This is a genomic window from Rossellomorea vietnamensis NBRC 101237, from assembly GCF_001591825.1.
Classification (GTDB): domain Bacteria; phylum Bacillota; class Bacilli; order Bacillales; family Bacillaceae_B; genus Rossellomorea; species Rossellomorea vietnamensis.
The window spans coordinates 19,765-33,539 of record NZ_BCVQ01000011.1; the positions used below are offsets into that span (position 1 = coordinate 19,765).

14 protein-coding genes and 1 other RNA gene are annotated in these 13,775 nt (G+C 43.6%); 3 read left to right on the forward strand and 12 right to left on the reverse strand.

Translation table 11 applies throughout. The features are described 5' to 3' along the window. Nucleotides 1–247: 247 nt before the first annotated feature. Nucleotides 248–811: an isoprenylcysteine carboxyl methyltransferase family protein gene (locus BVI01S_RS08135; RefSeq protein WP_034760608.1), complete on the reverse strand. Its 564-nt coding sequence runs from the start codon at nucleotides 809–811 to the stop codon at nucleotides 248–250. Between the two features lie 2 nt (nucleotides 812–813). Beyond that, on the reverse strand, nucleotides 814–1,884 hold the full coding sequence (locus tag BVI01S_RS08140; RefSeq protein WP_034758512.1) for a type III polyketide synthase: 1,071 nt from the start codon (nucleotides 1,882–1,884) through the stop codon (nucleotides 814–816). A gap of 192 nt (nucleotides 1,885–2,076) precedes the next feature. On the opposite strand from BVI01S_RS08140, the gene BVI01S_RS08145 reads away from it, so the two are divergent. Continuing rightward, entirely contained in the window at nucleotides 2,077–2,526 is a 450-nt protein-coding gene (locus tag BVI01S_RS08145; RefSeq protein WP_034758509.1) for a chemotaxis protein CheX, read from the forward strand. Nucleotides 2,527–2,578: 52 nt separating this feature from the next. Here the strand turns inward: BVI01S_RS08145 and BVI01S_RS08150 are convergent, their stop codons facing one another. Both BVI01S_RS08150 and BVI01S_RS23120 read right to left on the reverse strand, forming a co-directional pair. After that, nucleotides 2,579–3,349 carry an SDR family NAD(P)-dependent oxidoreductase gene (locus tag BVI01S_RS08150; protein ID WP_034758496.1) on the reverse strand — a complete coding sequence of 257 codons (771 nt, stop codon included), beginning with the start codon at nucleotides 3,347–3,349 and terminating at the stop codon, nucleotides 2,579–2,581. A gap of 55 nt (nucleotides 3,350–3,404) precedes the next feature. Then, nucleotides 3,405–3,539, reverse strand: a complete 135-nt coding sequence (locus BVI01S_RS23120) for a hypothetical protein (RefSeq protein WP_269146688.1) — start codon at nucleotides 3,537–3,539, stop codon at nucleotides 3,405–3,407. A gap of 371 nt (nucleotides 3,540–3,910) precedes the next feature. On the opposite strand from BVI01S_RS23120, the gene BVI01S_RS08165 reads away from it, so the two are divergent. Continuing rightward, nucleotides 3,911–4,387, forward strand: coding sequence for a cytochrome c oxidase subunit II (locus BVI01S_RS08165; RefSeq protein WP_034758488.1), 477 nt, complete (start codon nucleotides 3,911–3,913; stop codon nucleotides 4,385–4,387). Then, a complete protein-coding gene (locus tag BVI01S_RS08170; protein WP_061809851.1) occupies nucleotides 4,388–6,034 on the forward strand; it encodes a b(o/a)3-type cytochrome-c oxidase subunit 1 in 1,647 nt (548 codons plus the stop codon). It begins immediately after the preceding gene. Nucleotides 6,035–6,326: 292 nt separating this feature from the next. On the opposite strand, the gene BVI01S_RS08175 is transcribed toward BVI01S_RS08170, so the two are convergent. The 8 genes from BVI01S_RS08175 to BVI01S_RS08205 form a co-directional block, all read right to left on the reverse strand. Continuing rightward, nucleotides 6,327–6,794: a GyrI-like domain-containing protein gene (locus tag BVI01S_RS08175; protein ID WP_034758483.1), complete on the reverse strand. Its 468-nt coding sequence runs from the start codon at nucleotides 6,792–6,794 to the stop codon at nucleotides 6,327–6,329. Between the two features lie 18 nt (nucleotides 6,795–6,812). Further along, nucleotides 6,813–8,327 carry a carboxypeptidase M32 gene (locus tag BVI01S_RS08180; RefSeq protein WP_034758480.1) on the reverse strand — a complete coding sequence of 505 codons (1,515 nt, stop codon included), beginning with the start codon at nucleotides 8,325–8,327 and terminating at the stop codon, nucleotides 6,813–6,815. Between the two features lie 111 nt (nucleotides 8,328–8,438). Further along, a complete protein-coding gene (locus BVI01S_RS08185) occupies nucleotides 8,439–10,364 on the reverse strand; it encodes an ATP-dependent DNA helicase (RefSeq protein WP_034758477.1) in 1,926 nt (641 codons plus the stop codon). Nucleotides 10,365–10,555: 191 nt separating this feature from the next. After that, nucleotides 10,556–10,726 carry a hypothetical protein gene (locus BVI01S_RS22515; protein ID WP_156029993.1) on the reverse strand — a complete coding sequence of 57 codons (171 nt, stop codon included), beginning with the start codon at nucleotides 10,724–10,726 and terminating at the stop codon, nucleotides 10,556–10,558. Nucleotides 10,727–10,823: 97 nt separating this feature from the next. Further along, a complete protein-coding gene (locus tag BVI01S_RS08190) occupies nucleotides 10,824–11,960 on the reverse strand; it encodes a THUMP domain-containing class I SAM-dependent RNA methyltransferase (protein ID WP_061809875.1) in 1,137 nt (378 codons plus the stop codon). 152 nt (nucleotides 11,961–12,112) lie between these two features. Further along, nucleotides 12,113–12,497, reverse strand: an RNA gene (rnpB, locus tag BVI01S_RS08195) — RNase P RNA component class B. A gap of 60 nt (nucleotides 12,498–12,557) precedes the next feature. Continuing rightward, entirely contained in the window at nucleotides 12,558–12,869 is a 312-nt protein-coding gene (gpsB, locus tag BVI01S_RS08200; RefSeq protein WP_034758475.1) for a cell division regulator GpsB, read from the reverse strand. 117 nt (nucleotides 12,870–12,986) lie between these two features. After that, nucleotides 12,987–13,544 carry an SLOG family protein gene (locus BVI01S_RS08205; RefSeq protein ID WP_034758472.1) on the reverse strand — a complete coding sequence of 186 codons (558 nt, stop codon included), beginning with the start codon at nucleotides 13,542–13,544 and terminating at the stop codon, nucleotides 12,987–12,989. Between the last annotated feature and the right edge of the window lie 231 nt (nucleotides 13,545–13,775).

Consider the following 13,775-nt stretch of genomic DNA (forward strand, 5'->3'; position numbering starts at 1 on the left):
TTAAGTTTGAGTGAACAAAAGATTTCGAGTTCGACTGGTATGAAGATATGTTCTTCCGCTGTGACGGATTCTTCATTACATTAGATAATACATACTTCATCGTGAAGCCATACGCTACTACAGTAAACAATATCAAAAACCATACCATTCTTGTCCCCACCCTTTTGTAAAAATACTTGTACTTGAGAATAATTTTCATCTTCAATTAGAATCTTATCAAAGTTGATAATCATTTTCAATAAGAAAATCATTTTTCTTTTTTGAATAGGGGAATCCATCCCTTCGTGTTGAGATGGACCTTCTCATACTCCGTCTCCTCCTTCAGGGCATGTTCCTCGAGAGGGATTCGGATAGAAAGAATGAATTGATTTAATAATGCAAAGATGAAAAGTGTCCAATAGGCTTGAAAAAGCAATGGAACAATCAGGAACTCAAGGGTTACAATCAAATAGTTCGGATGCTTCAAATGTTTATAGGGACCTTTGGCTATGACCTTAGCCTCGGGGAGGACAATGATCTTAGTGTTCCAATACCTCCCAAGCGAAGCGATCGACCAGATCCTCCCGAGCTGAGTCAGGATAAAACCGCCAAGCAAAAACGGCCAATAGTGATTGACACCTGAGTGATAGAACCCCCCCTCTATGACGAGGGAAATGAAAAATGCAACATGGATGCCGACCATCAGCTTATAATGAGCCTGTCCGTATTCTTTGGCGCCCCGCTCCTTCATCCACTTTTCATTCGATCTTGCAATATACAGTTCCACCAGCCTTTGAATCATCAGTACCGAGAAAAACAATACAAAATACAGCATCATTCCCACCTCATCAACAAAAGCTCCGAACTGAACCCAGGTCCCAAAGCAGTGCCAAGACCAATATCTCCCCGTTCACAGCCTTTTTCCATAAATTCTTTGAGGACATAAAGAATCGTGACAGAGGACATGTTGCCATATTCCTTCAATACCCTCATTGATTCAGTTGTCATCCTTTCATCCATTCCTAAAGCATCCATGTAAGCCTCAATCACTTTCTTTCCACCTGGGTGGGCCACAAAATGCTTAATATCCCGGAGTCCGATCCCGTTCGCTTCAATGAATCCCTCTACATTCGGACGCAGCCAATTTTTCACCAATGTGGGAATGTCCTTGGAAAATACAACATATAATCCATTTTCCTTCACTTCCCATCCCATGACATCCAATGAATCCTGGAGCAGCGTCGACTGAGTGGCAAAGATCCTTGGCAAAGGATGCCGGACGCCTTCTATTGCCGGGCTGTCATCCCCGCAGACAAGGGCACATGCCACACCATCAGCGAAAAGGGAAGTCCCGATCAAATTGCTCTTTGATCGATCTCCGTGTTGAAAGGTCAATGAGCAAAGTTCGATCGAAAGAACAAGAACATTTGCCTTTGGAAAGGCCAAGCAATACTCATACGCCCTTGATAACCCCGACGCCCCCCCTGCACATCCCAAACCCCATATCGGAATTCGTTTGATATGGGGAGAAAATGGGAGCCTGTTCATGATCCGGGCTTCCAGACTCGGGGTTGATAGACCTGATGTTGATATGGTGATGATGGCATCGATATCTCCCATTGAGAGCCTATGTCGGGAAAGGCTCTTATGGACCACTTTACTCCCCAATTCTACGGCATGGTGGATGAATTCATCGTTCTTTTCCTGAAAGGTATGCTCCCTGGAAAACCACTCCAGGTCCTTTACGAAATAACGGCTTTCTATTTCACCGTTTTGAAATACATTTATGAGGCGTCCTATATCTTTAAAACTTGTAGAAAACAGTTGCTTTGCAAATTCAGCGGCTTCATTTTGTGTGATTTTAACTGGCGGAACCTCAGTTTCCACTGAGAGTATTTTCGGCATGCACGACCACTCCTTACACTTCCATATAAGGATAGCTTTTCCACCAAGATAAAAATCATGTATGGAGCGTTATTTTTGTTTAAAACATCTCTCTACAAATAGTTCTTTAGTATGAAAAGAGGACGAAAATATCATCCTTTAATCCCAGTCCGTATGGTATGATTATAGTGACAAAATACTGGAGGATACGACATGATTTTAACTAAAAGTGTCACCGATATACTTAATAGTTCAGTAGAAGCGATTAAAGGAGTCATCCCTTTGAGTGTTACTGTTTTAAAACCCTCATTGCTGACAGAGCCCTTCAGTCAGCATAAGATCGGTGTGCTCATCGGGTTCACGGGTGACGTAAGAGGAAGAATGATCATTGATGGAGAAGAAGAGAGCTTTCAAGGTTTGGGAGCATCCGTGTTCGGAATGCCCCTTGAAGGTGAAATGCTTGAGTCATTCGCGGGTGAGCTCGGGAATATGATTGCAGGGAATCTAGCTACTCTCCTTGCACAGGCCGGTCATTCACTCGACATCACGCCACCGACCGTGATTGTGGGGCAATCGAAGATGTATGGCTTCGACAAAGCCTTAAAACTACCGATTTCCATTGAAAATGTTGGTGATTTTTTAGTGATACTGATGATTGAATAGGAAATAGATAAAAGGCTGACCTTCAGCGAAAGGTCAGCCTTTTATCCTGGAATCAAAAACCGTTGATCGTCATTCCTCCGTCTACAAAGAGGGTTTGTCCGGTAATATAGTTTGAGGCATCCGATGAAAGGAATACCGCCGGGCCCACCAATTCCTCGAGCTCACCGATCCTTTTCAAAGGAGTCACTGCCAGTATATCGTTTACATACTCTTCATTTTGCAGAAGTTCCTTTGTTAAAGGTGTCTTGAAATACCATGGACCGATACTGTTAACGTTGATATTGTGTTTTCCCCATTCCATGGCTAATACCTTCGTCATTTGAATCATGGCTGCTTTCGTGGAAGCATATACGACCCCGGTTCTGAGGGCAACGTGGCCGGCGACGGAGGCAATGTTTATGATTTTCCCCCGCCCCCTCTCTTTCATATGCCTTCCCACTTCCTGGCTCATCATAAAGGCTGATTTCAAGTTCGTATCCATGATTTTCTGCCATTCATCATCCGTTACCGAAAGCGCTTCCGAACGTATATTCATCCCTGCATTATTGATCAGGATATCGATGGACAAGCCATGGTCTTCTATGTAGGTGATCACCTTGTTTATTTCATCACGTGATGTCACATCTGTCGGGAGGATATGAGCCTTCCTCCCAAGCTTCTCGATTACACCAGCCGTTTCTTCCAAATCATCCCTGGTTCTGGACAACAGGACTACATCGGATCCTGATTCCGCTAATCCAATACTTAGGGCACGTCCAATTCCCCGGCCAGCACCTGTGACAACGGCCAATTTACCTTTCAATGAAAATGAAGGAACAAACAAATTCCCCACCGCCTTATCTGTTATTTGAATCTTCTTTATTTTAGCACAGTAAGCCTCATTGGTGATCTTTTTTCACTTGCTGATGATGGACCTCGATGTGTATCTTCGCTTCTACCGGCATCCGGCATTGAGGGCACATCATCTTATCAGAGAAGATTTGACAGCATTGTTTACAATAATATTTTTCCATTTGATCTTCACCTTCCTCTTCATTCCTACACCTTATGCAAGATTTCATAAGAATGAACACACCAGAGTGCCTATTTTTAATCATTTCACACTTTTTTCACAAACCACCCCTTTAGGTGTGACATTTATCACAGATTCAAAGAGGTGTACCCGCTTATGATTGAACTATCAATTCAGTGAATAATGAATGGAAGGAATGAGTGGAATGGGAAAACCGGAATTACATCAAAAAACGGAAGTCAAAGTCAAGGAACCCACCTCATTAAAAGGTACATTTACTTCAGTATTATTTTTGGGAGGGTTTCTAATCCTCACATGGCTTGGGGTATTCTTACTGTTTCTGAATCGTTTTTAATTTAAGGAGTGATTTATATGCATATGCATCGATATGAGAAATGGTGGTTAACACTGGGAACAGGGTCTCTTATCTTATTTTTAATCATATTGGGTATCAGTGCTTTTCATCAGGGGCATCAGCCTCCAAGCGCAAAGGCATACGTCAATCCGGAGCAGGTGGACAAAATCGCTCCGTTTAACGAACCCGGACTTAAAAAAGTGGACGGAAAGGCTTGGGATTATGAATTGGTATTTGTGGCCTCCGCTTTTCTCTATACCCCCGGGGAAATTGAAATCCCTAAAGGATCGACACTGAAAATCACGGCTACAACCAAGGATGTTGTGCATGGGTTTGAAGTGGCAGGAACCAATATCAATATGATGCTTGAACCGGGATTTGTCAGTGAATACACTACAACACTCGACAAGGCTGGAGAATTTCTCATTGTTTGTAATGAATACTGTGGTGTCGGTCATCACACGATGAAATCTATGTTAAGGGTGGTGGACTAGATGAAACCATTTGTAAGAATTGATAAAAAGGATGCTACACTGGCCATGGCTCACATTTACGTAGGGTTTGCTGCTCTGGCATTAGGTGGACTCGCCGGCCTGTTACAGGTTTTGGTCCGTTCAGGCAGATTCACTTTGCCTGCAAGTATCGGGTATTATCAAGTATTGACTGTTCACGGGGTATTACTCGGATTGGTACTGACGACATTCTTTATTCTCGGATTCCAGCATGCTGCCATTTCCCGCACGTCAGGAACTTATTCTGGAAAATCCCGCTTCATGGGGTGGCTGGGATTCTGGGTCATGCTTCTTGGAACGATCATGGCAGCAGTCATGATTTTATTAAATGAAGCTACGGTCCTTTATACATTTTATGCTCCCCTCAAGGCCCATTGGATCTTTTATTTAGGATTGACCTTCGTTGTGGTGGGGAGCTGGCTTGGCGGCGCAGGGATGATCATGAAATATATAAGCTGGAGAAAAGAACATCCTGGACAACCGAGTCCTTTGCTAACTTTCATGAGCATCATCAACACCGTCTTATGGATTGTTGCCACCATCGGGGTTGCGGGGACTGTATTATTTCAGCTCCTTCCATGGTCCCTTGGCCTGGTGGACAGGGTCGATGTCCTTGTCAGCCGTACCTTGTTCTGGTATTTCGGTCACCCACTCGTCTATTTCTGGCTGCTGCCCGCTTATATGGCATGGTATGTGATCATTCCGAAAATCATCGGAGGAAAAATCTTTTCAGATTCATTGGCACGACTTTCCTTTATCCTTTTTCTTCTATTCTCGATACCGGTCGGATTTCACCATCAACTAGTGGAGCCTGGCATTGATGCTTATTGGAAGTTTCTGCAGGTGACCCTGACGTTCATGGTCGTCATCCCTTCCCTGATGACAGCATTTTCTTTGTTCGCAACATTTGAAATGTACGGGAGAAGCAAAGGAGCTACGGGATTATTCGGATGGTTCAAGAAGCTTCCATGGGGTGACGCCCGTTTTACAGTGCCGTTCATCGGAATGGTTGCTTTCATCCCTGCAGGAGCAGGCGGATTAATCAATGCATCCAATCAAATGAATCAGGTGGTCCATAATACGATTTGGGTCACTGGTCACTTTCATTTAACACTGGCCACATCTGTCGTCTTGACCTTCTTTGGAATTGCTTATTGGCTAGTCCCTCATCTGACGGGACGCGTCCTAACGAAAGCAATGAACAAATTGGCCATCGTGCAGGCGATTGTATGGGCCGTCGGAATGAGCATCATGTCTGGCGCCATGCATGCAGTTGGATTACTGGGTGCACCAAGAAGGTCTTCATATTCCACTTATGGGGATGCACCTCAGGCAATGGATTGGATCCCCTACCAAATCGCACAGGCGATCGGGGGCACGATCCTTTTCATGGGTATCATTCTCGTTCTATACATCTTTATCAATCTGGCATTCTTCGCTCCCAAGGGAGAGGAGGAATTCCCTGTCGGTGAAACGGCTGATACAGCCGAAAGGACACCGATGGCACTCGAGAACTGGCGGATCTGGTTAACCATCCTGGCCGCTCTCATACTCGTCGCCTACACCGTCCCATTCATCGACATGATCCAAAACGCTCCACCTGCATCTAAAGGTTATAGAATGTGGTGACAAGAAAAGCGGAGGCGGCTTGCTCAGGCCCGACAAGCATAAGACGAACCAACCGGAAAGGCGCCCTTTGCCTTTTTGGTTGGTTTGACTTATGACCTCGAGGGCCTAGCCGCCGGAGCTGGATCAAGAAAAGCGGAAGGGGCTCGCACTGGGGCGACATGCATAAGAAGAGTCACCCGGAAAGGCGTTCTTTAACTTTTTGGGTGACTTGGCTTATGACCTCCAGCCCCAAGCCCCTGGAGCTGGACAATCAGCATAAGAAAAGGCTGCTTCAAATGAAGCAGCCTCCTTTCTATTTCTGTTTAATTGGGACAAACAGCTCTAATTTCCTTTTATCTTCCGTTTCGTTGATTTCACGGTCCTGGGATAGGTACTTCTCGACACTCAGTCTGGAGTAGTCTTTTTCATACCCATTCTCTTTAATCCAATTAAAGATGGCGAAATAGGCTTGTTCCACTTCCGTCGACAGCCCTTCATAAAGGGCATGTGCATATTCACCTGCAGGAAGTGACAGTTCCACCAACCCCGGTGGCAGCTTCTCCACACGATCAACTTCAACGGTACAATAATACGTAAAATCAGTCGCCCTATCATGGAATGGTGCGTATATGCATTCATCTCCATTTATATGGTGAATGGATGGGATCATCTGTTGAAACTTCGTGAATAGTCTCGGGATCTCGGACCCTCTTCCATATGGACCTGTCCAGCCTATTCCAACAAGCAATTTATCCTCTAGTGATGCTACATTAATTTCCATGATTCTTGCCTCCAATAGTTAATTTAAGGAATATACCTTTGAATACTTCTCCGTTAAATAATCGGCCAAGTATTGGGCATTGAGCCCTTCTCCAGTCACTTCCCTGATGATTTCAAGCGGTTTTTTCATCTTGCCCCATTGATGAACATGCTCGGTCAACCATTCTCTCACGGGAGCAAGATCCCCTTTTTCCAGGAGCTCTTCATAATGGGGAATATCTTCTACCATTGCACGCTTTAACTGAGCAGCATACATATACCCAAGCGCGTATGACGGAAAGTAACCAAAGCTTCCACCTGCCCAATGAACATCCTGGAGGACACCTTCACCATTATGGGAAGGACGGATACCTAAGTACTCTTCATACTTCTGATTCCAGATTTCAGGAAGATCCTTCACTTCAATCTCATCATTAAACAATCCTTTTTCAATTTCATAGCGGATGATGATATGGAGGGCATATGTTAATTCATCTGCTTCGATCCGGATCAACGAAGGCTTCGATTCATTGATCGCTCTGTAGAAATCGTCCAATTCAACAGAATCAAACTGTCCAGTCGAATGATCCTTCAATAAGGCATAATTTTGCTTCCAGAAAGAATGGTCCCTTCCAACAAAATTTTCATAAAACAGGGATTGAGACTCATGGATACCCATGGATGTTCCTGTACAAAGGGGTGTGCCCATTAAATCCTTTGAAATGTTCTGTTCATACAGGGCATGTCCACCCTCGTGGATCGTTCCGAAGACGGCTGTCCTCCAATCCTTTTCGTCATATTTAGTTGTTACCCTTACATCACCAGGGTTCAAACCAATCGCGAACGGATGGACCGTTTCATCCAGTCTTCCTGAATTGAAATCATACCCCATTTGTTCAAGGATTTTTAAACTGAAATCCTTTTGACGTTCCTTTGGAAAGTGTTCAAAAAGAAAATCGGTTTTAGGCTTATGTTCCGATTTTGAAATCTTATGTACGAGTGGGACAATCTGATCACGGAGATCTCCAAACACCTTATCCAATACCTCTACCGTCACACCCGGCTCATACATATCCAGTAATGTATTGTATTTATTACCTTCGTATCCCCAATAATCAATGAAGCGTTTTGTGAAAGCCACAAGCTTTTCTAAATAAGGCTTGAACATATCAAAATCCGCTTTTTCCTTCGCTTCTTCCCATTTCCCTTCCGCTTTCGACTGCAATACCACGTATTCCCTGTATTCAGAGGCAGGAATCTTTTTATTTCGATCGTACTCTTTTTGACACTCTTCTATCAGTTTTTGTGTCATGGGATCCAGTTGATCCATCACTGGTGATAATTTCGCTAAGTAAGCGGCCATTTCATTGGAAGTGGACATCTCGAACAACTCCGATGAAAGCATTCCAATCACTTCTGACCGTTGTTCCGCCCCATTTTTCGGTGCGCCTGTACGCAAATCCCAGAACATCAACCCAAGTGCTTCGTTGTAGGCCGACATTTTTTTTGCATATTCGTGAAATTGATCTTTTGTCTCTAATATAGATTCTTTCATTCAAAAAGCCCCCTTTTTTTAACATTCAATCTATTTTATCATATTTTTCTGGCAACTTGGGTCCAGAACAATTTAAAAAACCGCCTATTCAGGCGGTTTCGGTTCACTCTATTATACGTTCAACACTTCGATTCCAACGGGAAGGACGGACTCTGCCAATTCTCTATACGGGGTTTCATCATCATTCAGCAGAACGTGCACACTCCCCTTGTCATCACTTGTCCGGATCAGACGTCCGATTCCCTGTCTCAGACGAAGCATCATGTAAGGAAGATCCACCTCTTCCACGGAATGGGTGGCATGCTTTCTTTTCGCATCAAAGACGGGATCTTTTGGCGGGAAAGGAAGTGAGTAAATGATCACTTGTGAAAGGGAATCCCCCGGCACGTCCAATCCTTCCCATAGGTGATAGGAACATAGGACCGTAGACGTTTCCTGCTGGAACTGTTCCACCGTATCACTGATCTCACGGTCGCCTTCATAGATGACACTCCAGTTTTGATCTGCCTGCTGAATCTGATAGGCCCTAAAGGCGTTCATCTCATCCTTGGATGTAAAAAGAATCAATGATTTCCCTTGATTACTCTGTAATTTTTCCCAAACATATTGATTTTTCGAATCGACACCGGAATCCAATGAAGGAATATGTGCTCTCATCATCTCCTCATATTCATAAGGGGATTCCACTGAAAATTTTTCATATGTCTCAATCCCCAATGATCGGGACACATAAGAAAAGTCCCCATTATAGGAAAGGGTGGCTGAAGAAAAGATGAATGGGATGTTTTGACTGAAAACCTGTTCTTTTAGAATTTCCTCGACTAATCTAGGCATCACCACAAAGGTGTGTTCTTCCTCTGATGTTTCCAGCCAGTAGATTCCTTTTTCATCATCTAAGAACAGTTTCAAAGAATACTGAATCTGTTCCAGATATTCTTCCACTACTTTTAATAGGTAATCATCCATCACATACATTTCGCTTTCAAAAACAAGCTCATTCAAGAGGTTCTCGATCTTTTCCGTGAGAGATCTTGCCTGCTGCAAAATCGCCTCTGAACGCGTGATATACTGCCTGTCGGATCCAGATTCCCCTTTAGATTCTTTCTCCAGAAGCTCGAACCACTTTTCATTGTCGAGCATGATATCTTCAATGATATAAAGAGTCTCCTCCCTCATATCAGATGAAGACAGCTTTTCTAACAATCCTTCAAGAGTCTCCATCCTCATCCGGTAGGTCATCGCTTTCTGTGAAGCAAATTCCAACAAATGCCCTTCGTCAAAGACGACTGAGCTTGCTTCCGGAAGGAGCGGCAGCTGACCTTCCCTCTTTCTGCTGTCTTTCGTCCAGATATGTTCCATATAAAAATCATGGGAACAAATGATCAAATCAGACGCATTCCGGTAATGCTCACGATGAAGCGTAAGCCCGCAGCGATGACGATAGGCACAGGACATGCAGTCCTGAAGGGAATCCCAGCCTACAGAATTCCACTCTTCATCTGACAAGCCGGCATATTCTTTACGATCCCCGTAATGAGTGAAGCTTCTCATAGAGGAATTGTCATGGACGAAGCCCGGCAATTCTTCCCACATATCCTGATAGACATCCTTTTGAGAAGCATTCTCTTCTAACTTCTTGATACAAAGATATTGCTCCCTTGATTTGGCCAGACGGACATCTATATCAAGATCCAGTGCATTCTCAAGCTTCTCTATATCCCCTTCTTTTTTGACGATCTGCTCGATGAGGGTTTCATCCGCACAAGCAATGATGGCAGGCTTTCCCGTATACCTTGCATAGGAAAGGGCATATAACAGATACACAAGGGTTTTCCCTGTTCCAACACCTGCTTCTGCAAACATGACCTGCTTATTCTTGTATGCCTGATTCAGTTGAAAGGCCATAAAAACCTGTTCATCCCGCAAATCAAATCCTTTCTCTGGCAATATATCATAAAAAACATCCCCGACCCAATCGGATAATGCTTCATAAAAGGATTGCTCCTTGGTTAATTCGAATGGTAATTTTCTTCTCATATGAACCTCCTGCATGACACAATATTTCTAATTTACTAGAATTCTTTCTTATTGAAAAGGTGTAACCGATATTTTATCTAAGGACTTTCTATAATAAGAAGTACATTCTAACCCAAAAAGAAAAGAGACTCTCCATACAAAGGGTGAGTCTACCAGTTGTATGGATGTCTCTAGCTTCGGAGAGAGTGCACTCAGTCGTATATTCTCTTTTTTAATAATTCATACTGAAATGCCTGATCCAGGTTTTTGGATGCTTCATGAAGGTCAAGATGTACGGCCTCCGCTTCTTCACCTGAAATGGAAGAAATAGAGCTTTGTAAGGCTTGATAGATTTTGTGGAAATCGATGAAAGAATGGTCCATCCTCTTTCACTCCTCTAAAAATGATAGAACTATTATACGCAGGAAATGAAAGGGTTATTCTCAACTTCATCATCTTTTTCCAACAATACGAATCAGATCACTTTCTTGGGGGGCGCGGCCCGAAAAATTGATAATAGTCTGTCCTTATGAATCCATTGAACAATTTCCGTTTTTTTGTAGCTTGTTTCCCGTAGCATTGTTCAAAATTTTCATGGGACGTCAGCATGTAAACAGACCATGTATCCAATTTTTCAAAGGCCCTGCCCATCTCTTGATACATTTTCTCTACTTCTTTCCGTTCACCCAGACGTTCACCGTATGGAGGGTTTCCGACGATGATGCCGTATTCTAATTCCGAAGTGAAATCACGCACTTGCATTTGCTTGAATTTCACCAGGTCCCCAAGCCCTGCTTCCAGGGCATTCTCTTTGGAAACGTCAATCATTCGATGATCGATGTCGGTACCCAGTATTTCAAGGGGCTGATCATAGTTTGCCAAATCCTCGGCTTCCAGACGCGTTTTCTCCCACACATCGGCAGGCATCAATGGCCACTCTTCTGACAGAAATTCACGATTGAAGCCGGGAGCGATATTTTGTCCGATCAGCGCAGCTTCGATGGCAATGGTCCCTGAACCGCAGAATGGATCCACGAAGGGACGGTCAGCGTTCCAGGTCGTTAATTGGATCAGGGCAGCTGCCAGTGTTTCCTTTAATGGGGCTTCGCCTTGTCCGATTCTATATCCCCGTTTATGGAGACCTTGACCACTTGTATCCAGGGTGATGCTTGCCACATCTTTGTGGATGGCCACTTCAATCTTGAATAGAGGGCCGGTTTCGTCCAGCCATGACGTTCGCTTGTAGGCCGTTCGCAGCCGTTCCACTATCGCTTTTTTCACGATGGCCTGACAATCCGGAACACTGTAAAGTTTTGATTTAACGGATTTCCCCTGCACCGGGAACTCTGCATCTACAGGGAGAAAGTCCTCCCACGGAAGCTTCTTTGTATTTTCAAATAGTTCGTCAAAGGAATAAGCCTTGAACTCACCGACAAGGATTTTGATTCTATCAGCGGTTCTCAACCACATATTGGCCCGTGCAATGGCTGTTTCATCTCCCTTGAAGATGACCTTTCCATTTTCGACCTGACATTCATATCCCAATTCCTTCACTTCTTTGGCAACAATGGATTCTAAGCCCATCGCTGCCGTTGCGATCAACGTATATGTACTCATCTTTGTCACCCCGTTCATTAATATGCCACTACCAATAGTATGGTCCGGTTTCCTGTAAAATAAAAAGGACTGATACAAAAGAGCAGTGTATTACCTGCATGTATCAGTCACTTGCATTATTTAATCCATATTGCTCTTATCCCGTAATAGTGTTCTGTAAGCCATGTTTTGTTCCGTTGTACTGCAGGCGACTGTTCGTCTCGTACTCGGGTGGTAATCATCTATCTACAAAGGAAATTCCTTTGTCCCTCTCTTCGTTCAATTCCTTTGAGAGGATTCCCCTACCAAATTTGGGTTTCTCGCTCGTGGGGTTTACCTCGTTCCACTCCTGCCATTTCTAACAGGACTTCGTCACTGTGGCACTTTCAAAGTAGTCACACCATATCCGTAAAGGACGTAGGTGTTTTCCCTGCCGTCAGCCCGGGTTGGACTGCCCTAGCTTATGAATTGGCTAGGCACGAACACTACGTGCATCTCAGCACCGTGCGAGCATGGACTTTCCTCTACAACGAATCGTTGCAGCGATTACCCAAACACCATTAAGGATCAGCAATACCTAATTATACGGTAAATCCCCCATTAATTCAACTGGAAATATCAGTCGTATAATTTGTTACCAAAAACGTGTTTCTCTAAATTAGACAAACGTTTTAAAATATCGAAATTCGTGGTTCCGGTCTGTTGAGGCGGAGCCGCTGAACGCTGTTGTTTCAAAGCACCCTCAGCCTGCTTTTTCAGTCGCAGGTTTTCCTGCTGTAAGTCTTCTATCTCCTGATGAAAGGTTTCATAGTCTTTAATAATCAAATCTAAAAATTTATCCACATCTTCCGGCTTATATCCCCGCATTCCACTTTTGAACTCTTTTTCGAGAATATCCTTTGCCGTTAACTTCACTTTATCTGAGATCATTCTATTCACCTCTATATTTATCAGTATCATTTTTTCAAATAACCGTCAATTTGTCAATTGTATTTCGTATTTCCGTGATTCCAACCCCTCTAAAAAAAATCGTTAAAGCATGATTCATCAGTCTCTCTTCCACTGTTCCTCTTCAACGATCCACTGTAAATCATGGAAGCTGATTGCCCTGAGGTCAAAAGATGGGTCGGATTGTTTCTTTTTTTTCGCTTCTTCATAGAAATATTTAGGAGAGCCTTCTTTTTCCTCATCGTATAGAATCACACACGAATGGCTTTTGTGTAAAAATAATTGATTCTTGTTACGGAACTGCTGAGGATTCTTATAAGGATCCTTCGAGATGGTTTCGACAAAATCGGCTTGAGAAAGAATCAGTTCATAGTATTCCTTATTCTGTTCGTTCCAGTTTTCCTCCTGAGAAATAAAAGGGGTCAGCACGGCAAGTTTAAGATCAGCGTAGTCTTCCTGAAGCTCAAATACAACTTCCGCTCCCCAGAGCTCTACACCAAGCTGCCCGCTGATGAGGACCCATTCCAATCCTTCATCCAGGAGGGATACCAGTTCTTTCTTCAATGCTTGCTTTATGTAATGAACCGCTTTGTCATCCTGCTTGAAAATTCCTAATTCAAAGGATTTATATCCAGTAATGCATGCAACATTCCCCACATGGAAAACCCCTTTAATAAACTTTGGGCACCTTCGATTCTCTTTACTAGCGTACCCCAAACCTTCTCACTCTATTGTATCATATTTCACGGATTTCTGAGACGGGGAAATATCCATCTCGGGATCTCCCGCCATAAAAAAGAAGAGATGCCTCCATAAATACTGCATCCTCCTTAGGAAAGTGATACAGTGCCGGGCACTGTACCACTGAATGCAGTCTTTAGAGTCATC

What these genes read in the sequence shown, in the direction of transcription:
- BVI01S_RS08140 (WP_034758512.1), bottom strand. Translation starts at nt 1,884, where the DNA reads ATGCCGAAAATACTCTCAGTGGAAACTGAGGTTCCGCCAGTTAAAATC.
- BVI01S_RS08145 (WP_034758509.1), top strand. Translation starts at nt 2,077, where the DNA reads ATGATTTTAACTAAAAGTGTCACCGATATACTTAATAGTTCAGTAGAA.
- BVI01S_RS23120 (WP_269146688.1), bottom strand. Translation starts at nt 3,539, where the DNA reads ATGGAAAAATATTATTGTAAACAATGCTGTCAAATCTTCTCTGATAAG.
- BVI01S_RS08165 (WP_034758488.1), top strand. Translation starts at nt 3,911, where the DNA reads ATGCATATGCATCGATATGAGAAATGGTGGTTAACACTGGGAACAGGG.
- BVI01S_RS08170 (WP_061809851.1), top strand. Translation starts at nt 4,388, where the DNA reads ATGAAACCATTTGTAAGAATTGATAAAAAGGATGCTACACTGGCCATG.
- BVI01S_RS08175 (WP_034758483.1), bottom strand. Translation starts at nt 6,794, where the DNA reads ATGGAAATTAATGTAGCATCACTAGAGGATAAATTGCTTGTTGGAATA.
- BVI01S_RS08180 (WP_034758480.1), bottom strand. Translation starts at nt 8,327, where the DNA reads ATGAAAGAATCTATATTAGAGACAAAAGATCAATTTCACGAATATGCA.
- BVI01S_RS08185 (WP_034758477.1), bottom strand. Translation starts at nt 10,364, where the DNA reads ATGAGAAGAAAATTACCATTCGAATTAACCAAGGAGCAATCCTTTTAT.
- BVI01S_RS22515 (WP_156029993.1), bottom strand. Translation starts at nt 10,726, where the DNA reads ATGGACCATTCTTTCATCGATTTCCACAAAATCTATCAAGCCTTACAA.
- BVI01S_RS08190 (WP_061809875.1), bottom strand. Translation starts at nt 11,960, where the DNA reads ATGAGTACATATACGTTGATCGCAACGGCAGCGATGGGCTTAGAATCC.
- gpsB (WP_034758475.1), bottom strand. Translation starts at nt 12,869, where the DNA reads ATGATCTCAGATAAAGTGAAGTTAACGGCAAAGGATATTCTCGAAAAA.